Source organism: Nostoc sp. CMAA1605, assembly GCF_021596505.1.
Taxonomy (GTDB): Bacteria; Cyanobacteriota; Cyanobacteriia; order Cyanobacteriales; family Nostocaceae; genus Trichormus.
This window is the reverse complement of the sequence record NZ_PJIZ01000011.1, coordinates 49,068-68,780: the sequence shown is the minus strand read 5'-3', so window position 1 is coordinate 68,780 and position 19,713 is coordinate 49,068. Positions and strand designations below refer to the sequence as shown.

Here is a 19,713-nt window from a genome sequence, read left to right as displayed (position 1 = left end):
AATTGTGAATTGGTATCAAGTACCATTAGACATTTGAGGGTAGGCTGTATGATCTACCCTAGAAGAGAATTAGAATATTTTTGGCTGAAAATCGCTAAAATACATTGAATTAACTACTCTTTACACGCCGCTTTAACATTTGGGTGAGGCGATCGCGTAATACTACTTCTTTTCTACTGTCTTTGAGGTTTTGTGAGAGTATGATAGCTCTTTCATAGAAATTTTGGGCAGTGGGATAGTTACCTAACAGCTCGTATAGTTGGGCGTAGGATTCAAAGGATCTTAATTGTTCTGGGAGATTTTGTAGTTCCTGGGCGAGTATTAAACGCTGTTGGAGTAATTCAAAGGCGCGTTCGTAGCGTCCCGCCGCAGTGTGTGCGGTAACTAAGCCGTCAATGGCGCGGATTTGATTGGCGCGATCGCGATTGATTTTCGCCATTCCCATCGCTGCGCCATAAGTACCTATGGTGCCTTGATAATTACCAGCCTCTAAATAAGCATCACCTAAGTTATTTAATGTATTTAATTCACCCCGCAAATCACCACTGCGGCGACGGTAAATTAAGGCTGTTTCATATAGTTTAATGGCTTTGTTGTAATCACCCTGTCTAGCGTACACCAAGCCTAAATTACTTAAAGATAAGCCTTGACCCTCAATATTTTTGACATTTTGAGCAATTTTTAAGGCTTCTTCCAGCATTTGATCGGCGGGAGCAGGTTGACCGGATTGTAAAAATAAAGTCCCGATATTATTTAAAATGAAAATCTGCGATTGAAAATCTTGGGTATCCCGTGCGATTCCTAACTGTCGCCTGAGTGCGTCTTCACCTTCTTTGTAGCGTCCTAGTTGAATGTAAGCTTTTGCTAATAAATCATAAGTCAATCCCTTAGCACGGAAGTCACCGATAGCATGATAAATCTTCAGTGCTTGTAAGCCTGCATCAATAGCCTTTTCAGGATAGCCACCATCATAGTGTTTTTGAGCAACGCGCAAGAGAGCATCTGCATCATCTCTGGATTGTCTACCAAAGGAATTACTTGAGGGTCTGTGCAATTGTTCTGTGATATCAGCTGCATTCGCCATCACAGGATTCAGCACTACAGCTAACAGTACCAGAGAATAACTAAAAAACTTATATTTATTCACCAACCAATAGCTTGGAGTTCTAAGGGCGGGGAAATTTAACATTGTAGGCTTTTGTCTCATAAAACTTACCCCTGGAATTTGGGCTAAATGGTAATATTAAGACTACCAGCTTACGCATATATACTTAAAATTATGACTTGACTAAATCCTCTCTTAAGTAGATAGCGCGGATATCTGCGGGTAATTTGTCCTCTAACATACGATAGCCTTCCTGGAGAAAATTGGCTACTTCAGCAGGTGTAATCTTTTCCCCTTCCGCTTGTAGGTAAGCCGCAATGCGCGTTTCGCTCCAGTGAAAAGTCTGCGCCATTAAGACAATTAATCTTAAAATTGGGGGTAATTGGTCTAAAGCCTGTTCCACATAGCACCAAAACGGCGGCGAAGTAGTTTGTAGGGAATAATGAATGGCTTCTGTAGGTGGTAGCTGAATTTCGTTAATGCAAACGGCTGTAATATTAATCAGCCAATTTTGCAAAGTCATACCTTCTTGACCTGGTAGGGGGTTGTTTAAATCCAGTCCACCGAGTTCATAATAGATATGTCGCCAAGTCAGGGCAAATAAATACTCAGCTTGCACAGGCGATCGCGCCGAATGTTGAATCAAAGTGTAAACTATCGGACTATAACGACAAAAAATCACTGTAAAGTATTTGCCATCATCAGGATGATGTTGAAACAAATCCAGTAATTCTTGGTCACTATGATGAAACAGTGACTTAACTAAAGGGTGGTTGGTTTCAGGAAATTGAGGAATTTGCATGAGTCTGCCGATGGATAGTGATTAAGATAGTATTAGCAATATAAAGTTTGAGAGTCAGCAGTATAATATCTTGATGTTGCTGTCTTTGGGGTGGAGGCTCAGACAAGTTTAGTCTTGGTACACTAAAATAAACACCCCTTTTAAGTCCTGATCGACAATAATAAAAGCGGATATCTTATATAATTTCTAATTTGTTCATGGTTATAGCAGCTAGTGTGATATCGTTTCTGCTCACGCCTTTGACTTTAGGCTCTTTTTTACCCTCCCTTCCCCTAGATAGCCTATTTTCCACTCAAGGCATTATGGTAATGCTCCTAGCAGCCTATGCGGGTGCTATGTGGCTATTCCTCACCAGCGCGCCCAAAGTGCATACTGTGATGGTGTCTGATTTAGAGATTGCTAGACAATTATATGAAGGTCTATTAGATTTACCCGCCGCAGAAGTACCACTGCACTACTACTACAACTACGAACAAACCATAGGCGCGACAGGTATCGACCCGCTATATATGTCCACCAGTCCCACTTGGTCAGGGAAGACAACCAGCAACGGTAATGATGGACTCTGGTATCAGCTAAAGAAAAACACCCAACTGCACGTTATTACCGGCGCGAGTTTGGGAATGAAAAATCAGCAACGTCACGTTTGTTTTGACCGTGACTGCTTAGAAATGATTTTATTGCGGGTGGAAACACGCGGTTTGAAATTTAAGATTCGCTCTCAAAAGCCCCTCAACTTCCTAGTGAAAGACTATGAAGGACGGGTTATTGAAGTGGCGGAAGTAGCGAGTTAGTCAATAGTCAATAGTATTTGGTAGGGTGCGTCAGTGTAAAGAATCTCTTGGTATAAGCAAGGTTCTTATGCGCTGACGCACCTTATACCATTTTGGATTTTATATTTTAGATTTTGGATTGTGGAATGCTTTACTGGTAAGCTTTTGGGCAATCCATTTGTCGCAATCATGTTTCAACTTGGTATTACTTGTTTGAATATCTTTTAGGAAGAAAGTTATACACATGATGAGCTTGAGCAGGCAAAAAATAGTAATGCGTTAATAGAGGTGATTTGTAATGCGGAAGAAAAAGTCAGCAATTCTGGAAGCGGTTCATGAAACAGTAAAAGACTTAAACAAAGCTGGGCTAATGAGTCAAACTACATTGCGCGAATTTGAACACCTATGTTTACCCCCTATTGAGCCTCTAGAACCTAATCAAATTAAAGAAATACGGGAATCATCTCAAGTAAGTCAAGCTGTTTTTGCACGTATTTTGAATATAAGTCCTTCAACCGTTCAAAAATGGGAAATAGGACAAAAGCGGCCTAGTGGAGCGTCTCTTAAACTACTACACTTGGTAAAGAATCGTGGGTTAAACAGTGTGCTTTATTAAAACGGAAGCATTCTTTATGATTTATGCTCTGCCCGAAATAAAATGGGGTTAATCGCGACAATTATCACCCTCTTCAGTTTGAAGAATTTGCTACAGAATATATAAGTCGCACATCGTGTTATGTTGGGTTTCGCTATCGCTCAACCCAACCTACATTCTAAGCACTCTGTTCGATAATTCCCCCACCGAGAACTTTTTCACCGTCGTACCAGACAGCAGCTTGTCCAGGGGTGATGCTGAATTGGGGTTCATCAAACACCACGCGCACACGGGAATTTTCTAAGGGTATCACCGTCACAGGTTCAGGACTCGAACGATAGCGAATCTGCACTTCCGCACGAATGGGGGAAGTGGGTTCAGCCATAGATACCCAATTAACTCGGCTCACTGTACATTCTGGTTGGGTAGCTTTAGTGCGATCGCCTACTACTACTCTATTATTTACCGCGTCTAATTCAATTACATACAACGGTTCAGCCGCCGCAATTCCTAAACCTTTACGCTGACCAATGGTGTAATGATGGACACCATCATGTTGTCCCAAAACTTTGCCTGTGGTATCGACGATATCACCTGTTTTGGGCGCAAGATATTTATCTAAAAATGCCCGCATTGAGCCGTTGCTTTCTACTAAGCACAAGTCTTGACTTTCTGGTTTGTCAGCAGTCTTTAAACCGTGTTCCGCAGCGATGCGGCGGGTGTCGGCTTTTTGCATTTCCCCTAGAGGAAATAACGATGCGGCAAGTAAATCTTGAGACAAATCATACAGGAAGTAGGACTGGTCTTTATTGCGGTCAACAGCCCTTAATAGTTGGTAACGTCCTGTGGTTTCATCGTAGTTTATCCGAGCATAGTGACCAGTGGCAATGCGATCGCATCCCAATTGTTCACGGGCATACTGTACCATTGGGCCGAACTTCACAGTTTTATTGCACTGGGAACAAGGTAAAGGTGTAATTCCCACACTGTAACCACTCACCAGATAATCAACAATCTGGTTTTGAAAGACATCCCGCATATCAACTACTTGATGGGGAATGCCTAATTGTTCACAAATAGAAGCCGCGTCGATCATCCCTTCAGAGCAACATTGCCCTTTGCCTTTCATTAGCCAAAGGGTCAAACCAATTACTTCATAGCCCTGATGGTGGAGAATAGCGGCGGCGGTAGAACTGTCAACGCCACCAGAAAGACCAACGACGACTTTTTTCATATCTTTTCAGTTAAGCCGGGCGTGATCGCTGCGCTGTATGTAAAAATTTACCTTGCGATCGCCAACTACAATACTCAAGATTTTTAACTGCTCAATTTTAACATATCAGCTTCAAAGCCCCAGAAAAACAGGACTTCATTCTCATTTTTCTTCAGGTGTTCATTGCCACATCGACTTACACAATTTAAGCTAGCAATTAGGGAAATTTGCACCAAATTTATAGATCATAAGTTGCATTACTTACTATGTCTAACCAGATAACAGGCACACACATGAAATTACCTATCATGTCTGTCTTCTTAGGTAGTTGTCTATTATTGCTTACTCATCCCGCCCAGGGACAAATCAGCAAAAGTAATGAAATACTGCTGTCTCAAACTGTCTTAGAAAATTTACCACCCCCACCAGACTACGCACAAAATCAGCCCGTAGAATTTTTTAATCAATACCAACAAGAACAGTATCCTTACAACCAAAGTTTTCAACGCTACTCAGTTTACGTTGAAAGCAACAGTGAGTGGACTTTGCAACAAATCCGCCAAAATGTTGAACCCAGCGCATATTTTCGCCAATTAAATGGTCGTTCTGTGATTCAATCTGGGGTATTTAATGAACAAGGCAATGCACAACAACGAGTTAGACAACTCAATGCTATTGGAGTTTATGGTGCAAGAATTGTCAGTGATGGACAACAAATCCCCTCGAATCCTGGAAATGGCAATCCTGGTAACGTCGGTAGTAAATCCAGGTATTACGTAACTATTCCCACGAAACCACAAGATTTATCAATAGTTGCCAATCAAGTCAGACAGGTTACAGGATTATATGGTTTAGTCGCAGAAAAAAGACAACCGCTAGGCCCACACGTAGCCATAGGGCCTTTTAGACAGCGCACCGAAGCCGAAAGTTGGAATAATATCGTTCGCGATCGCGGTTTCGGTAACGCCAGAGTCTATTACGATAGGTAAGAAGAGGCAGGGAGACAAGGAGCAGGGAGCAAGGGAGATAGATTATTTTGAGATGCGCTTTTCCCCCTGCCCTCTACACCCTGCCCCTTGTCCTCATTCCCTACTCCGACGAGGACGACGGGAGTTTTGTCTTCTTGGTTGTCGGTTTTCTCGTAAACGACTGCTGACTCCGTCAAAGAAATCTCTTCTGATGTAAGGATAATCGCTAACCCAGAGGTTACGACTGGGAATATACACATCACTAAAGTCTTCAATGCTACTCAAATCTGGACTATTTGACATCACAATCATTTCGGCTATTTGTCCACGGACAATTTCTTTGTGAAAGGGACGTAGTGGTGCTTCTAACTCAACACTAAATCCTGTATCATCACCAACCTCGATATTAATGCGTTTTTCTCGATTTTCCACAATCACCAATTCGCCTTTACTGTTGACGGTTTCTTGTTTGCCGATTAACTTTTCTGTAATCCACCAATCAAGAATTCGACCCCGAAAAAACCCACTATATTTGTAACGACGACATTTGATATTGCGGATACTAGCTTGAAATATGGGATACCATAGCCAAAACAGTGCAGCAACCACTCCCACAAAAAATAATATAGGGCTAGTTACCAGCCGAAACAGCACTTTTACCAACAGAATTACAGCTACGACTACTACAGAAATCAACAGACGCTGCAAAAAATTAGCAAACTTCCCCCAGTAATACTTGTACTGTGGGCCAGTCGCAATCAAAGGAATGAGTTGTTCAAATTTCTGGCGAGTCAGTGGGACAAGCATAATAGTGCTGAGTAATGAGTGGTGAGTGGTGAGTGGTGAGTGCTGTTAGCGGTAGCGCGGCGTTTAGCCGATGGTGAGTGGTGAGTGCTGTTAGCGGTAGCGCGGCGTTTAGCCCGTGCTGAGTAATGAGTAATGAGTTGTGACTATTGACTGTTGACTGTTGACTATTGACTGTTGACTATTGACTGTCTCACAGAATTTTTTCTAAGCCATACACCAATGACTTTAACTGTAAAACTTTGCGAATCGCTAGTAAGACTCCTGGCATATAGCAGGCGCGATCGCTGGTATCATGGCGTAAAGTATAAATTTGTCCGGCTGCGCCAAAAATCACTTCCTGATGGGCTATCAGTCCAGGTAGGCGCACACTATGTATTCTAATCCCTTCCTCCGCTAAACTACCTCTAGCACCTGGGATTTTCTCCGTTTCTTCCACAATTGCTGGGTTAAATGTTTTACCCATTTGAGCTAGTAATTGAGCAGTTTGAATCGCTGTCCCGCTAGGTGCGTCGGCTTTTTGGTTGTGATGCAGTTCGATAATTTCCACATGGTCAAAATACTGGGAAGCGGTAATTGCAGCTTGTTGGAGAAGAACCATCCCAATGGAAAAGTTAGGAATTACTAAACAACCTGTACTAGCTTTTTCGGCAAAATCTGCTAAATTTTGCAGTTGTTCTGGACTTAACCCCGTTGTCCCCACTACAGGACGAATTCCATAGGCGATCGCACTCCGCACATTATCGTAAACTGAATCAGGATGAGTAAAATCTACAATCACCCCAGGCGGCCCCTGTCTTTCTCCAGCCACATACCCCAACATCGGTTCTAACTGGTCAGTGATAGGAACTTCCAAAGGTTCTGCTAAACCCGCTAATTCTCCCGCATCTTTACCCTGATGTTCTGCACTGCGGTCAATTGCACCCATTAGATTTAAATCAGGTGCTTGTGCTACCGCCTTCACTACCTCACGACCCATTTTGCCAGCCGCACCATTGACAATTACTGGAATAGGAGCTTGATTCGTCATAATTACAACTATAGTTATTTTAATCAACAGGGAATTATTGTAGAGACTTTAGTGTGTCCGTTGCTAGTTTTTTGTCAAATTGGGGAACGGAGAATGGGGAATGGGGAATGGGGAATGGGGAATGGGGAATGGGGAATAGGGAATGGGGAATGGGGAATAGGTAACAAGGTAGACAAGGTAGGTTTTACCTCAATGCCCAATGCCCAATGCCCAATGCCCTATGACTAATGACTTTTCAAAATCTATGAAAATGATTATCATTTAACCATGAGTGTACCAAATATAACTGTTGTGGCTGGCCCGGCTGGCTGTGGCAAAACCACTTGGATTTGCCAACAAATACAAAATCTATCTGCTAGTGTAAACGTAATTTACTTTAGTCCTGGCACGGGAAAAGTCCCCATTGACCAGACACGCCTAGCGGCGGATTTTCCCCATATCAAGGTTGTTCACGATGGACAGGAAACGGAGTTTTTGCAACAACTGACAAAAGTCGAGGCTGCTTATATAGAATTAGGCTTTTATTTAGAACTCACTAGCGTAGAGACAATCTTAGATGCTTTACCTTATCAATCTTTGGCTATTCTGCCACCAAAACTGCAACAGTCAGAGTATCATGCTTGGGCAGATAAGATAATTCCAGGTGCAGACATCGATACTAATATCATCTCTAATCGACTGTGGCGAGTTCCCAGCAATGGACAGGTAATTGATGAAGACAGTTTACAAGAATTTTGGTATGAAATTACTCATGGTGCTTACGGTCAAGTGAGTCGTGCCAAGGGAGTGTTTGATGTGGCTGATGGTAGGTCACTCTACGCAGATTTTGTGGCTGGTGTACCGACAACCGAGTTTTTAGAATTAGACTTACCACGCCATTTAGCAGGTAGACCAGAAAGATTTAGTGGTTTAGAGGTATTGGGAAATAATTTAGATGAGTCTGCAATGAAGCAAACTTTAGAAGATTGCTATTTATCAGAAGTGGCAATTACACAATACCAACAGCAAGTTAAACAAATTTTACTAGAGGAGAACATCGAGTGAAAATAGCAGTTATGTCCTGCATACATGGTAACTATGAAGCATTAGATGCAGTCTTGCTAGATATTGACCAACAAAAAGCCGAAAAAATCTTTTGTTTAGGTGATTTAGTAGGATATGGGCCATATCCCAATGCAGTAGTTACACAAATTCGTTCTCTTGATATTCCTACCTGTGTCGGTTGTTGGGATGAGGATATTGTTGAAGGTTTAAACTCTTGTGAGTGTAGTTATCCTTCCTTGTTAGCTGAAAAACGCGGTAAAATCGCCCATGAATGGACACATCAAGAACTACATCCAGAAAACCGTGATTTTCTAGCTCAATTACCCCACGGCTTAAATTTAGATAACCTAGTTTTCTTTCATGGTAGCCCCCAAAGTAACCACGAATATTTATTACCAGAACTAGATGCGTTTGCTGCTTTAGAACGAGTTATTTCTGCGGATGCAGATGTATTATTTTGTGGTCACACTCATGTACCTTATATCCGTAATTTAGAAGCTGGTAGCCTACAAGTACGGGTAGAAGGTGTAGGAATAGACAGTAAAGAAATAAAATTTTCTGCACCTTTAAAGCGAATTATCAATGTTGGTTCAGTTGGTGAACCCCGACATGGACGACCCAACGCCACTTATGTAATTTATGACACCGACACTCAAGAAGTAAGTTTACGCGAAGTACCTTACAACTATCAAAAAACCTGTGCAGCCATCATCGAAAAAGGTTTACCTGCAATTTTCGCTTGGCGTTTAGCCCAAGGTTTGGAATATGCAGAAAGGGCTGATGATCCAACTCATGTTTGTACTAGGTAAAGTAAAAAGGCAAAAGGTGAAAGGTAGAATATAAATATTTTTTTACTGCTTTGCTTTTTTCCTATTATTTAGTTTACTAATCTCTAAGAGTGAAAATTTAAATGAATAAGTGGGCTATTTTAAGCGGAATAGAAGGTAATTTATTAGCTTATGAAGCTGTGTTGGCAGATATTAAACGCCAAATTAATCAAATTGAAGCTGTATATATTTTGGGTGATTTAATAGGGCCAAATCTAGAAGTAGAAAAATTAGTAGAAAGAGTGCTGAACCCACGCCTTGGTGAATTAGAACCCCTTGTTTGTAAAGGTTGGTGGGAAGAACAGTGTTTAATTTTGCATGGTTTGGGTGCTACTGGGGAAACAGATGATTTAATAGCAAAATATGGCGGCGAAACAGTAAAACTACTTTGGGATTCTGTTTCTCGTCAAACAGTACAATGGCTAAGAAATTTAGATTTTGGTTTTTTTGAACTAGATTGTTTACTAATCCACGGTACAACTCTATCTATAGATGAAGAATTAACACCCAATACTGCACCAATTACAATACTTGACCGCTTATCAAGAATGCAAGCAAATACTCTATTTTGTGGGCGTTCTGGTTTAGCCTTTCAATATCAGCTAGAAACTGGCGCAGTTACTACATCTGTGACTACTCTTGATAGACAACTATCTCCTCAAACTGTAAACATATCACCACGCCAAGTCATCGGTGTGGGAAATGTGGGAAGAACACCAGGGGAAGCAAAATACACTCTCTATACTCCTACAACTAATCATGTAGAATTTAGAACTGTTCGCTATGGTGTAAGTTAATCATTTCAAGTCAATAATAAAGCATGATTAAAGATATCATGTGTTGAAAGCTTCTTCTACGCGAAAATTTGCGTGTACAAATAACGATGCGATTGTCAAGATAGATTGTTTTTGTACGTTCAAATTTCGGATGTGTAGCATTTTTTATGTATTATGCACCAAGTACACACAGGTGATCCTCTATCACTTCTTGACCTAAGTGCATTGGGTATGGCAAAACGATATTTCCCATAGACCAAGCAGGTGAGCATCTTAGAGGTTGTTTGAAAAGTCGGGTAGTTTGTAAAAAAACTCTCTCAGTGTAAGCTGCGAATAGTGAAAAACACAGCACCGAGAGAGTGACATGAGTAAAGCATACCCCAGTAACCTGAGCCGTGTTCAATATGAACTTATTACTGATTTAATTCCAGAAGCAAAAAGAGGTGGCCGTCCTCGCGAAGTTGATATGTGGGAAATTTTGAATGCCATCTTTTATATCCTGGTAGAAGGAGTACGATGGCGAGCCTTACCTGGTGATTTTCCCCCCTGGCAGACAGTTTATACATATTTCCGCAACTGGCGTAAAGACGGAACTTGGTTGAACATCCATGATAGTTTACGAGAGTGGACGAGAATTGATATTGAACGTCATCCGAGTCCATCCGAGGCAATTATCGACAGTCAAAGTGTGAAAACTGCTGCAATGGTGCAGAAAGCCGTAGGCTACGATGCAGGTAAGAAAATCAAGGGGCGCAAGCGATTTATCACAGTTGATACCTTGGGGTTAGTGTTACGGGTCTTGGTTACTGCGGCCAATGTCGGTGAACGTGAAGGAGGCAAACAAGTTCTCAAACAGGTTAAAAAATCTCACAACCAAGTCTGTCGATTGACCACTATTTGGGTGGACGGTGGTTTTGATGGCGAGCCATTCATGCAGTGGGTAATGGACTTTTGCCGTTGGATTGTGCAGGTAGTTCTGCGACCACAACAAACTAAGGGCTTTACCGTACTCAAAAAACGTTGGGTAGTAGAACGAACTTTTGGATGGTTGATGGGATGTCGGCGATTAGTTAGAGACTATGAGCTATTACCCGAAACATCGGAGACTTTTATTTATCTTGCCATGATTCGCGTCATGGCGAAGCGACTGGCATAAATTTTCACCCTTCAAAACTTTTCAAACACCCTCTAACAACACGAGGATTGCTTCCACCTTCTCTGCGAGATGCTAATCGAACAGGCGCTGGGATCAGCTCATCCAAAATTTCGCGCTTCAGCCAGGTGAAAAAAAGGGAAATTCTTCAATTTGGAGCCGTTGGAATTTAGGCAAAGCACGACGAACAATATTCAGCGTGCCAGTAAAACTTAAATTTGGTTGAGGTTGTCCAAGTAAAGGGTCATTATCAAGTAATTGGCACAGAGCGATCGCTAAATTATAGTACATAAGTACCAATAAGACAGATAATAGGTATTACTGAAATTAGTAACACCCCCTTATGCCTCGTAAGCCTAAGCCGAAGTTAGCATTAGTTTTACAGTATAGTCTTGATGGTCAGCCTATTGCAGGTGTCGGACCTGGTGTTGGATTAGAGTTTATCAAAGCCTATTTTCCCAAAGCTGAAAATACAATTCGTATTGCTAGTGCTTACTTTACCCTAGTTGGATACAAGTTGGGTCGTAAGTATGTGGCATCAGACGTACAATTTCAAATCTTAGTTGGTCGGGAAGAAGGAAAGCATGTCCGAGCCACTGTCATTGATGAGATTATGGCAGATTTGGGGCAGTGTGATACAGATTTGTGGAAAACAGTTTTTGAATTAGTTGAACGCATGAAATCCGGACGCTTCATTATTCGAGATGCCCGCGAAATGCAAGTGCATTTTCACTGTAAATTTTACATCTGTGATTCAAAGCTAATCTGGCATGGTTCATCAAACTACAGTGGTAGGGGACTTTGCCAATCAGCAGAGCAAGTGAGCGTTAGCCACGATTCTGAGCGGATCTGTTTGTTTACAAATTGGTATGATGATGTTGCTCAAAATGCCCAAGATTTACTGGCTGAACTGATCAAAAAATTAGAGGATTGGCTTAATCTCGCCACCCCATTCGAGGTATATCTTAAAACACTTTTTCTGCTCAATAACTTAGCTGAATATCCTTTGTGTTCAGGTGCGTATTCTCCTGTGTATTATCAGAAGGGTGTAATTGCACGCGCTCTTCGTCAAGCTAATGAGTATGGTGGCGCACTTATCATAGCTGCGACTGGTCTGGGTAAGACTGTTATAGGTGCTGAAATTGCTTTGCGTTTGCAACCGATAGGCAGAACCAGTCTAGTTATTTTAATTGCTCCTGGTGGAGTACGCGAAAATTGGGAACAGCAGCTTGAAAATCGCAATATTTACTTTAAGTTTTTTAACATTGATCTGCTGTTTCGCAAAGCTTCTGAGGAATCTCGCCATCTAACAACCCAGCTAGAGAAGCTGCTTCAACGAGCTAATGATAATACTGTGATTATTATTGATGAGGCTCACTTCTACCGAAATGAACTTCTACGGAAAAAGTCCAAGCGTGGTAAAAGTTTGGTTTATGAACGTATAGTACCAGCAGTTAAAGCAGGTGCAAAAATCTTTCTGCTCACGGCTACAGCATACGGCACAGATTACTTAAATCTTAATAGTTTGCTATATCTTCTACCTCATCGGTTTTATAAACCTAATCTATTGGAAGAGCAAATTCCTTGGGAAATTAGTGATGCCGAAGAGTTTTCCCGCTTACCAATCGTGACCATTTTAGGATTACCTCACGTTTTACAAATGGCTCGAAACAGAGGTGATATTGATACAAACGGACGAACTTTTATTCAGTTTGGTGATGAACGACGTTATCTACCAAAAAGCCTCAAACTATATTCATTACGCTACCAGTTGTTCTTACAGCCTGAACTACAAGCTGCTTTTGATCGCCGTTGTTTTGATCAAGCTTTTAAGTCTCCACATGAATGGTTTGATGATGAGAAAATGGCTCTATGCGAGAGTGCGATCGATACAGTGTATAATTCCTCACTTACAAACTGGCTTAGTTCACCTGTTGCAATGGCAGACAGTATTGAACGCAATCTTGCGACATTAAGCTCTTGTGAGCAAACAGAAGACTCATCTCAACTCACTCTAAACCTATGGGAAGAGTCTGCTACTGATATTCATAATCAAGAACATCGTTCTTTTAACGTGGTTGATACACAAAACCGGCCTCATAAAACACCGATGTATCTAAGCTTGGAAGAGCGTATAGATACTCTGATACCACCGTTGGCACGGCTTAGGCAGAGTAACTACACAGATGACAAGTTTCGGAAATTGCAGAACATTATTGAGGAGCATTGCCTAGATACGAGGGGTAAAGTCATCATATTTGTCAAGAGATATCTGACTGCCCAGTATTTACTAAGTATGTTGGAGAGAACATTTAATGAGGCACTTAGGATTGGTTGTACGGTTGAAACAGATGAAGGTAATCCACGATTGAAGGCTGGACTACAGCGTTCTGAAGTCCTAAAACAGTTTTCACCACGTTCTCATAATTACAATGCAAGCCGAGAGTATGATGTACTAATTTGTACTGATGCAGATGGTGTAGGTGTTAATTTACAAGATGCCGATACTGTGGTAAACTACGACCCACCCGAAGGAGCGGATGAGCTATTTCAAAGGGCAGGTAGAGTGTTGAGGATGACCGCAAATTCTGAACGAGTGGTTCAGTTCTATACACTTGTACCGTCAATCATAGATCAAACACACAGCCTCTCCCGCGTACACAACGATATCTGTAAGAGATTTACTCGCATTGTTCATCGCCACGATAAATCGAAACGCATTTTGGGATCTGGTGTCATATCAGAAGGAGAACACTCTGAAATAACGCTTGATAGTGATTTGGATGTGGAACAACTGACACGAGACAGTAAGTTTTTGAAAGACATTGGTGGACTTGGTGCTGAGTCCATAATGTCTCATGTAGCAGTGCTTGAACAATACCGGAGGCGTGCTGAAGAACTGCCAGAATATTTACTGAGTGCAAGGAACTATTCCAAGCCTCAACCCCGTATCTTTGTACTGCTTAAATATGAAAGTAAGTATTGTCCCATACTTTTCAACTTGTCAAGCAAAAAGCTTGAAAAGCAAGATGAACTTGCTATTCTTGACTTAATTACTTGTATAGAATCAGAACCTTGTGCCGCAATTCAAGCTGCTGAGATTGAAAAGATAGCTAACCAAGCTGCCCGTGCTTGGTGTGATTTTGAGAATATTTCAGTAGATAGAGTCAGCAAAATTTGTGGTCTTTATCTCGTACCTTTTGACAAGACAGTAGAAATAAATTGGTTGCTAGATGACACTTCTAACTATGAAAAATAAAACGTGGAAATACAGGTTTACACTCCTTTTTCTCAATTCTCCTAGTGGTATGGCAGAAATGAGGAATTTAGCTATAACTACAAGTGGTTTGTTTAGCTTAAGTGTTGGCAAGATTCGAGAAATTTTAGTTCCCCTTCCCCCACTTGCAGAACAAAAACGGATTGTAGAGAAGTGCGATCGCCTGATGTCTCTCTGCGATACCCTAGAAGCCAAATTGAAACAAGGGCGAGACAGCAGCGACAAACCGATGGAAATCGCAGCAAAACAAGTGTTAACAGCCTAATAGCCATTTTCCTTAGGGGCAGATTGACAAGTATGCTCCCCAGTTATCTGCCCAATGTTACTGTTGAATTTGCCATTTTGGGATACTAACTGTATCACACCTTCAACTATTTTGAGCGATCGCCGCAATTGCTCAATATCCGCCTCATTAGTATTTTTACCTTCAACAATGCGGTCAAAGATAGCCAGTAGTTGATCGGGGGAGGGCATAACTTAAAATTACCAGATAGCCATTCTGTATTTACCGTAGCATCATTATCTATCCCGATATGTGGTAATTCTGCACAAATATAGTGAATCTTTTTCATACACTTTTTAATAAATTCATACACCTTAAAATCATCAATCCATAAAAAAGTGTAATTCAATACAGATTTTATTGCTCAGTTATGGTTTTAAGAAGTGGCGATCGCATTTTAATTTTCTTGTTTAAAGCAATGTTTCAATCAACATAGATATACATCTGCAAAATCTAACTTAATCTTTTTGTTAAAAATAAATATCCTGCTTTTAAATTGATAAAAATATCTTACTTACTATATACGTTCAACAAATCTATGGAGTTCAAATTGTCTAATTTCAGTGAATTAATTACAATCTTTGAACGTATTGCTAAAGGTGAAGCCGCACAAACTGACATATCAACTGTCATTAGTACACTAACGAATCTTGGAGTAGAAGCAGATGACATACAAAAATTCACATCAATATTAAATGCAGATAGGCAGCAAGTATATCAAATTGTCTTCCAATTAGGAAAATATAATTACAACATGGGACAAGCCAAAGGTAATCAATTTGGCGATATCTACAACGGCATAAACCCAGAAATAATCAAGGAAGCTTTAAGAGAAGTATTACAAGAAGTTTTTAGTAACACCAGGATTGACACATTAGCTAAATATTTGCCACCAGTTGATTATGAGATAAGTAAAAAACTAGAACTCACAAATTCAGAAATATTTCAATATTTACCTAGAGCAGAACTGCCAGCTATTTCAACCTTTGATTTTGAAACGGTAACAGTAGGTAAGCAGGGAAACATTACTAGACGTTCTATTAAACAAGCAGAATACTTTGTAGAAGACTTGAACAAGGGTGTTGAACTAAAAATGGTTTCTATACCTGGGGGTTCATTTACAATGGGAGCATCTAAAGACGAATCTGGAACAGTGGAGGATGAACGACCTCAACATTTAGTTACTCTTAAACCATTCTTTCTGGGTAAATATCCTATTACTCAAGCACAGTGGCGAGAGGTTGCAAATTTTCCAAAAATCAAATACGAACTTGAATCTGAGCCATCATATGTTAGAGGAGATAAATTACCTGTAGAGTGTATTTCTTGGTATGAAGCACAAGAATTTTGTGCTAGACTCTCACAGAAAACAGGACGAGTCTATCGTTTACCTAGTGAAGCAGAATGGGAATATGCTTGTCGTGCTAACACAACCTCTTCATTTTATTGTGGTGCAATAATTACGAGAGATTTAGCGGATTATTGTGAGGAACGACAAACACATTTTCGTGTGAGTCAAACCAGCGAAGTCGGAATTTTTCCTTGCTAATAGCTTTGGATTATATGATATGTACGGAAATGTTTGGGAATGGTGCGCTGACTATCAACATGAAGACTATCAAGATGCACCATCAGATGGTAGTGTATGGATAATAGATGGAAATCCAGAATATAGAATGCTTCGGGGTGGTTCTTGGGATTATGATTTTAGTTATTGTCGTTCTGCATCTCGCTATTATGAAAATCCCAGTACACGCAATGAGTCATTCGGGTTTCGAGTAGTGTGTTGTCTTGAAAATTCCTAAACCTTTAAATATTGTTTTACTTGGTTTTTGATTTCGGAGATTAAAGTTGATTCTAAAATTTTTATGCTAGTTTCTTGACGAATCTGAGCTTTTGTATTGCCACGATTCTTAATGCAGTAATCTCTGTAGAGGTGAGAAAGCCAATTCCAACTACCAACGACAGCAAATTTAGAGTCACAAATTAAAATTCTCTGATTTGTACCTTTACTTCGTTTATATTGTTCTTTTCCTAAAGAATGTAGTGTTAAACCTGGATATTGAGGAACTAATTTTCTCAAATGGTTTTCCGCTTTAATGTCATTATCATCAATGCCATCAGCACCCATATAACCATAAATTACTTCTATCTTTACCCCTCTTTGTAAAGCTGATAATATCTCTCTAGCAAACCGCTCTGGTTCTGAGTTTTTATGTAAACCACGAATCCAAGGTGTAACAATCGTGATTTCTTCTTCAGCTTCATCAATAGCTGTTTTTAAAATATCTAAATGATCACAATCAAGAACAAGGGTAGCTTCTGGCCTCTGTTCAGGAAAGTCATCTTTGGATTTGTACTCAAAAATTTCACCATGTTCTCGAATATGTTCTACAAGTTTACGGGTATAACCTTGAGCTTTTTCTAATCTATAAAGATTACCAACTAAAATAAACAGTTCTTCTGCTCTAGATACGGCAACATTAAGTAAATTAGGTTTAGAGTTTAGCCAATCACAGCTACTGTCTGATGCTGTGGTATCATTCCCGCTTCATCTACAATAATTCTATCAACGCAGTTCGTAACGCACGGCAGCATATTTTTTACTGAAATAGGCGATCGCATTTACCAAGGCGCAGATGCAGAATTAATTCGAGAAATAATTCGGTCTCTCCTTGAGGAACTAAAAGCCACTGGTCAATTTGTCCCATTTAAAGAGCAGAACCAGCAGTCTGTTGATGAACTGGTGCAACAAGTGCATTGTGAGATTGGGCAGCGTTTTCATAGTCTTAAATCCGGAAGGCGTACTCAACGAGTCAGTTGGATTGCCGCCCTCAAAGAAGGCAAAGTTTTTGCGCCCATGACTTTTGAGGGTTCTTGTAACCGCGATTTATTTGAGATGTGGTTAGAGCAGTGTCTACTGCCACAGTTGCAACCAGGTGATGTAATTGTCATTGACAATGCAACTTTTCATCGTTCTCAACTCATCAATGAAATTGTGGCAGAAGCTCAATGTGAAATCTGGTATCTGCCCACCTATTCCCCCGATTTTAACAAAATTGAACGTTGGTGGTTTGTACTCAAAAACTGGATGAGGCAACGGTGGGATGAATTTGAAGCATTTCGTGATTGTGTAGATGCTGCATTTAAGCAATGTCCTAACGTATGTTCGTATTGCTATAACCCGCTTTTGTCACTTTCCGGGAGGGCAATCGCTAGAAACCTTATGAGGGCATCAATACAAGCTATACTATTAGAAAAAAGTTGGTCTTGTATTTATTGTCAGAAAATAATCGCGCAAACGCCTGTTATACAAAAGCTATAGAATTCAGAAATGGCAAAAGTTTTCGGAGAGTGACAGAACAGGGATAACCCGCTTTTGTCATTTTCCGGGAGGGAAATCGCTAGAAGCCCTATGAGGGCATCAATACAAGCTATACTATTAGAAAAAAGTTGGTCTTGTATTTATTATCAGAAAACAATCGCGCAAACGCCTGTTATATAAAAGCTATAGAATTCAGAAATGGCAAAAGTTTTCGGAGAGTGACAGAACAGGGATAACCTAAACCACCCCAAATTTTTATCAATTTTTGGTGCGTATGTACTATTAAGATAACTATTCTATAAATACAAAAAAACCTTGTGATGTAAGACTCACAAGGTTTTTGAGGTTTAAGCGGGCGGCGGGAATCGAACCCGCATTAATAGCTTGGAAGGCTATAGTTTTACCACTAAACTACGCCCGCAAAATTTGCAACTATATTAGTTTAACACGACTGTATTAATAATTCAAGTATTTAATTAGCGGTTTGAGGCTTGATATCAACCCATATATAACAATTGCTTAGGTCTAGTGGTGTACCGTCTTGATTTTTAGCTGGGATACAACTGTCGTTTTTGAATATGTCGTTGACGATTTGCTCGTATACACCCTTTTCACTTTGCAATTCACCAGGAAGTTCTAAAACTTGCGCTTGTTGGAAGCTACCATTTTGATCAATGATTAAACTTACTAATAATTTTGCCGGTTGTAGTGTAGAGTTGCTTGGGAGATAGCTGGAGCTATTTTCTAGAGATTTTGTTGTGTTTCCTTGGTATACAGCAAAAACACTGGGAATATCTCGGTTTCTAATCAGGCCTTGCTGTATAAGTTGGCGCGCTTCATTATCATCTATGGAAAGTACGCCTGCGATCAATCCACCACTGTTAGCAGGGGGTGAATTTTCCGTAGTGGGGTTATTAGTGGTTTCTGGGTTAGAAGATGAGTTATTTTCACTAGAATTACTAGCGGTTTCTCCATTGGGAGTAGGTGGAGTATCTACGTTATTAGAATCACTGGTAGATTCTCCATTAGCAGGGAAATTTTGCTCACCAACATTACCGTTCGTTGCTTCATTGGGAGAGGATGGAGATTCCTGAGAGGAGTTGTTGACTGGTTCTTCCTCTTGAGTGCGTGGTGTTGTACCTTCTACTGCTTCTGATTTAGCAATCTGTTCTGGCGTAACAGGAGGAGTATCTGATGGTAATGGTGTGCCTTTACCTAATTCTATGTCTTCGCGACGTTCCCAAGGGCGATCGCCTGATGGAACTATAGGGGGAGTTGGTAGTGGGGTTGGCTGTGTCGCTTCTGGTGTTGGGGTTGGAGTTGGAGTTGGGGTTGGGGTTGGTGTCGATTCTATTGGAGGAGACTTTTCTTGAGCCAATATTTGTGTCTCAGATGGAGACTCATTTTGAGTGTTATTTTGCTGAACACTGCTATCTAAATTGACAGTCTGCTCATCTTTAGTTGTAGTTTTTGGTGCTACTGTTGTTTGGCTTGTTGATGGCTGAGGTGCAACTTCTATCAACTCCACAGGAACAATGTCTTGGCTTTGTTGAGGAAACCAAGGACGAAATCCATTCGGCGATCGCATTAGCCAAAAAACCAGCAAATGCAAAGACAATGAACCTATAGCTACAGCTATCCACAAACCAGGCGGATCTTCATGTCGCCGCCCAAATTTGGCTGCTATGGGGGTTTTATCTGCAACTTTTCCAGTCATGTTGCATCGGGAACTAAATGA

General features: G+C 40.7%; 21 protein-coding genes, 1 tRNA gene and 1 pseudogene. 13 read left to right on the top strand and 10 right to left on the bottom strand.

Translation table 11 applies throughout. The features are described 5' to 3' along the window. Positions 1-109 precede the first annotated feature (109 nt). Together CV014_RS06400 and CV014_RS06395 are read right to left on the bottom strand one after the other, a co-directional pair. The gene (locus CV014_RS06400; RefSeq protein ID WP_236141265.1) at positions 110-1,207 is read right to left on the bottom strand and encodes a tetratricopeptide repeat protein; all 1,098 of its coding nucleotides are present in this window, start codon (positions 1,205-1,207) and stop codon (positions 110-112) included. Positions 1,208-1,277: 70 nt separating this feature from the next. Then, a complete protein-coding gene (locus tag CV014_RS06395; protein WP_236141264.1) occupies positions 1,278-1,907 on the bottom strand; it encodes a sigma-70 region 4 domain-containing protein in 630 nt (209 codons plus the stop codon). A gap of 197 nt (positions 1,908-2,104) precedes the next feature. Between CV014_RS06395 and CV014_RS06390 the strand changes: the two genes are divergently transcribed. After that, on the top strand, positions 2,105-2,701 hold the full coding sequence (locus CV014_RS06390) for a glyoxalase-like domain protein (RefSeq protein WP_236141263.1): 597 nt from the start codon (positions 2,105-2,107) through the stop codon (positions 2,699-2,701). A 277-nt stretch (positions 2,702-2,978) separates the two neighbouring features. Then, the gene (locus CV014_RS06385) at positions 2,979-3,296 is read left to right on the top strand and encodes a helix-turn-helix domain-containing protein (protein ID WP_103136670.1); all 318 of its coding nucleotides are present in this window, start codon (positions 2,979-2,981) and stop codon (positions 3,294-3,296) included. A gap of 157 nt (positions 3,297-3,453) precedes the next feature. Here the strand turns inward: CV014_RS06385 and mnmA are convergent, their stop codons facing one another. Further along, positions 3,454-4,509: a tRNA 2-thiouridine(34) synthase MnmA gene (gene mnmA / locus CV014_RS06380; RefSeq protein WP_236141262.1), complete on the bottom strand. Its 1,056-nt coding sequence runs from the start codon at positions 4,507-4,509 to the stop codon at positions 3,454-3,456. Positions 4,510-4,754: 245 nt separating this feature from the next. Between mnmA and CV014_RS06375 the strand changes: the two genes are divergently transcribed. Then, positions 4,755-5,477, top strand: a complete 723-nt coding sequence (locus tag CV014_RS06375; RefSeq protein ID WP_236141261.1) for a hypothetical protein — start codon at positions 4,755-4,757, stop codon at positions 5,475-5,477. Between the two features lie 93 nt (positions 5,478-5,570). On the opposite strand, the gene CV014_RS06370 is transcribed toward CV014_RS06375, so the two are convergent. Next, positions 5,571-6,263 (bottom strand): phosphate ABC transporter permease, encoded by a 693-nt coding sequence (locus tag CV014_RS06370; protein ID WP_236141260.1) that lies wholly within the window; start codon positions 6,261-6,263, stop codon positions 5,571-5,573. A gap of 190 nt (positions 6,264-6,453) precedes the next feature. Further along, positions 6,454-7,290, bottom strand: coding sequence for a 4-hydroxy-tetrahydrodipicolinate reductase (dapB, locus tag CV014_RS06365; protein ID WP_236141259.1), 837 nt, complete (start codon positions 7,288-7,290; stop codon positions 6,454-6,456). Positions 7,291-7,383: 93 nt separating this feature from the next. Here dapB and CV014_RS29880 point away from each other — a divergent pair, with 93 nt between their 5' ends. The 5 genes from CV014_RS29880 to CV014_RS06345 all read left to right on the top strand — a co-directional run bounded on the left by CV014_RS29880 (position 7,384) and on the right by CV014_RS06345 (position 11,093). After that, entirely contained in the window at positions 7,384-7,518 is a 135-nt protein-coding gene (locus tag CV014_RS29880; RefSeq protein WP_268964520.1) for a hypothetical protein, read from the top strand. Between the two features lie 39 nt (positions 7,519-7,557). Beyond that, positions 7,558-8,334: a GTP-binding protein gene (locus CV014_RS06360; protein WP_236141258.1), complete on the top strand. Its 777-nt coding sequence runs from the start codon at positions 7,558-7,560 to the stop codon at positions 8,332-8,334. Further along, the gene (locus CV014_RS06355) at positions 8,331-9,143 is read left to right on the top strand and encodes a metallophosphoesterase family protein (protein ID WP_236141257.1); all 813 of its coding nucleotides are present in this window, start codon (positions 8,331-8,333) and stop codon (positions 9,141-9,143) included. Before CV014_RS06360 ends, CV014_RS06355 begins: the two co-directional genes overlap by 4 nt. 101 nt (positions 9,144-9,244) lie before the next feature. Next, on the top strand, positions 9,245-9,958 hold the full coding sequence (locus tag CV014_RS06350; RefSeq protein ID WP_236141256.1) for a metallophosphatase: 714 nt from the start codon (positions 9,245-9,247) through the stop codon (positions 9,956-9,958). A 343-nt stretch (positions 9,959-10,301) separates the two neighbouring features. After that, a complete protein-coding gene (locus CV014_RS06345) occupies positions 10,302-11,093 on the top strand; it encodes an IS5 family transposase (RefSeq protein ID WP_236141255.1) in 792 nt (263 codons plus the stop codon). Between the two features lie 117 nt (positions 11,094-11,210). Here CV014_RS06345 and CV014_RS06340 read toward each other — a convergent pair whose 3' ends face one another. After that, positions 11,211-11,381, bottom strand: a complete 171-nt coding sequence (locus CV014_RS06340) for a hypothetical protein (RefSeq protein ID WP_236141282.1) — start codon at positions 11,379-11,381, stop codon at positions 11,211-11,213. A gap of 52 nt (positions 11,382-11,433) precedes the next feature. On the opposite strand from CV014_RS06340, the gene CV014_RS06335 reads away from it, so the two are divergent. Together CV014_RS06335 and CV014_RS06330 are read left to right on the top strand one after the other, a co-directional pair. Beyond that, on the top strand, positions 11,434-14,349 hold the full coding sequence (locus CV014_RS06335; RefSeq protein WP_236141254.1) for a helicase-related protein: 2,916 nt from the start codon (positions 11,434-11,436) through the stop codon (positions 14,347-14,349). Continuing rightward, positions 14,339-14,632, top strand: a complete 294-nt coding sequence (locus CV014_RS06330) for a restriction endonuclease subunit S (RefSeq protein WP_236141253.1) — start codon at positions 14,339-14,341, stop codon at positions 14,630-14,632. The genes CV014_RS06335 and CV014_RS06330 overlap by 11 nt, the downstream gene beginning before the upstream one ends. Here CV014_RS06330 and CV014_RS06325 read toward each other — a convergent pair. Continuing rightward, positions 14,629-14,841, bottom strand: a complete 213-nt coding sequence (locus CV014_RS06325; protein WP_236141252.1) for a hypothetical protein — start codon at positions 14,839-14,841, stop codon at positions 14,629-14,631. The two genes, CV014_RS06330 and CV014_RS06325, sit on opposite strands and share 4 nt — an antisense overlap. A gap of 359 nt (positions 14,842-15,200) precedes the next feature. Here CV014_RS06325 and CV014_RS06320 point away from each other — a divergent pair, with 359 nt between their 5' ends. After that, a complete protein-coding gene (locus CV014_RS06320) occupies positions 15,201-16,199 on the top strand; it encodes an SUMF1/EgtB/PvdO family nonheme iron enzyme (RefSeq protein ID WP_268964519.1) in 999 nt (332 codons plus the stop codon). A 19-nt stretch (positions 16,200-16,218) separates the two neighbouring features. Continuing rightward, on the top strand, positions 16,219-16,455 hold the full coding sequence (locus CV014_RS29875; RefSeq protein WP_268964518.1) for a formylglycine-generating enzyme family protein: 237 nt from the start codon (positions 16,219-16,221) through the stop codon (positions 16,453-16,455). Here the strand turns inward: CV014_RS29875 and CV014_RS06315 are convergent. Further along, positions 16,452-16,922 (bottom strand): phospholipase D-like domain-containing protein, encoded by a 471-nt coding sequence (locus tag CV014_RS06315; RefSeq protein ID WP_329608350.1) that lies wholly within the window; start codon positions 16,920-16,922, stop codon positions 16,452-16,454. The two genes, CV014_RS29875 and CV014_RS06315, sit on opposite strands and share 4 nt — an antisense overlap. A gap of 471 nt (positions 16,923-17,393) precedes the next feature. Here CV014_RS06315 and CV014_RS06310 point away from each other — a divergent pair. Continuing rightward, a pseudogene (locus CV014_RS06310) lies at positions 17,394-17,816 on the top strand (IS630 family transposase); the annotation flags it as partial. 509 nt (positions 17,817-18,325) lie between these two features. Here the strand turns inward: CV014_RS06310 and CV014_RS06305 are convergent. Continuing rightward, a tRNA-Gly gene (locus tag CV014_RS06305) sits at positions 18,326-18,396 on the bottom strand. 51 nt (positions 18,397-18,447) lie between these two features. Further along, a complete protein-coding gene (locus tag CV014_RS06300) occupies positions 18,448-19,692 on the bottom strand; it encodes a hypothetical protein (protein ID WP_236141251.1) in 1,245 nt (414 codons plus the stop codon). Positions 19,693-19,713: the final 21 nt, after the last annotated feature.

Excerpts from the sequence above, each read along its gene's own strand:
- CV014_RS06400 (WP_236141265.1), bottom strand. The coding sequence starts at position 1,207 with ATGAGACAAAAGCCTACAATGTTAAATTTCCCCGCCCTTAGAACTCCA.
- CV014_RS06395 (WP_236141264.1), bottom strand. The coding sequence starts at position 1,907 with ATGCAAATTCCTCAATTTCCTGAAACCAACCACCCTTTAGTTAAGTCA.
- CV014_RS06390 (WP_236141263.1), top strand. The coding sequence starts at position 2,105 with ATGGTTATAGCAGCTAGTGTGATATCGTTTCTGCTCACGCCTTTGACT.
- CV014_RS06385 (WP_103136670.1), top strand. The coding sequence starts at position 2,979 with ATGCGGAAGAAAAAGTCAGCAATTCTGGAAGCGGTTCATGAAACAGTA.
- mnmA (WP_236141262.1), bottom strand. The coding sequence starts at position 4,509 with ATGAAAAAAGTCGTCGTTGGTCTTTCTGGTGGCGTTGACAGTTCTACC.
- CV014_RS06375 (WP_236141261.1), top strand. The coding sequence starts at position 4,755 with ATGTCTAACCAGATAACAGGCACACACATGAAATTACCTATCATGTCT.
- CV014_RS06370 (WP_236141260.1), bottom strand. The coding sequence starts at position 6,263 with ATGCTTGTCCCACTGACTCGCCAGAAATTTGAACAACTCATTCCTTTG.
- dapB (WP_236141259.1), bottom strand. The coding sequence starts at position 7,290 with ATGACGAATCAAGCTCCTATTCCAGTAATTGTCAATGGTGCGGCTGGC.
- CV014_RS29880 (WP_268964520.1), top strand. The coding sequence starts at position 7,384 with ATGGGGAATGGGGAATGGGGAATGGGGAATGGGGAATGGGGAATAGGG.
- CV014_RS06360 (WP_236141258.1), top strand. The coding sequence starts at position 7,558 with ATGAGTGTACCAAATATAACTGTTGTGGCTGGCCCGGCTGGCTGTGGC.
- CV014_RS06350 (WP_236141256.1), top strand. The coding sequence starts at position 9,245 with ATGAATAAGTGGGCTATTTTAAGCGGAATAGAAGGTAATTTATTAGCT.
- CV014_RS06345 (WP_236141255.1), top strand. The coding sequence starts at position 10,302 with ATGAGTAAAGCATACCCCAGTAACCTGAGCCGTGTTCAATATGAACTT.
- CV014_RS06340 (WP_236141282.1), bottom strand. The coding sequence starts at position 11,381 with ATGTACTATAATTTAGCGATCGCTCTGTGCCAATTACTTGATAATGAC.
- CV014_RS06335 (WP_236141254.1), top strand. The coding sequence starts at position 11,434 with ATGCCTCGTAAGCCTAAGCCGAAGTTAGCATTAGTTTTACAGTATAGT.
- CV014_RS06330 (WP_236141253.1), top strand. The coding sequence starts at position 14,339 with ATGAAAAATAAAACGTGGAAATACAGGTTTACACTCCTTTTTCTCAAT.
- CV014_RS06325 (WP_236141252.1), bottom strand. The coding sequence starts at position 14,841 with ATGCCCTCCCCCGATCAACTACTGGCTATCTTTGACCGCATTGTTGAA.
- CV014_RS29875 (WP_268964518.1), top strand. The coding sequence starts at position 16,219 with ATGTACGGAAATGTTTGGGAATGGTGCGCTGACTATCAACATGAAGAC.
- CV014_RS06300 (WP_236141251.1), bottom strand. The coding sequence starts at position 19,692 with ATGACTGGAAAAGTTGCAGATAAAACCCCCATAGCAGCCAAATTTGGG.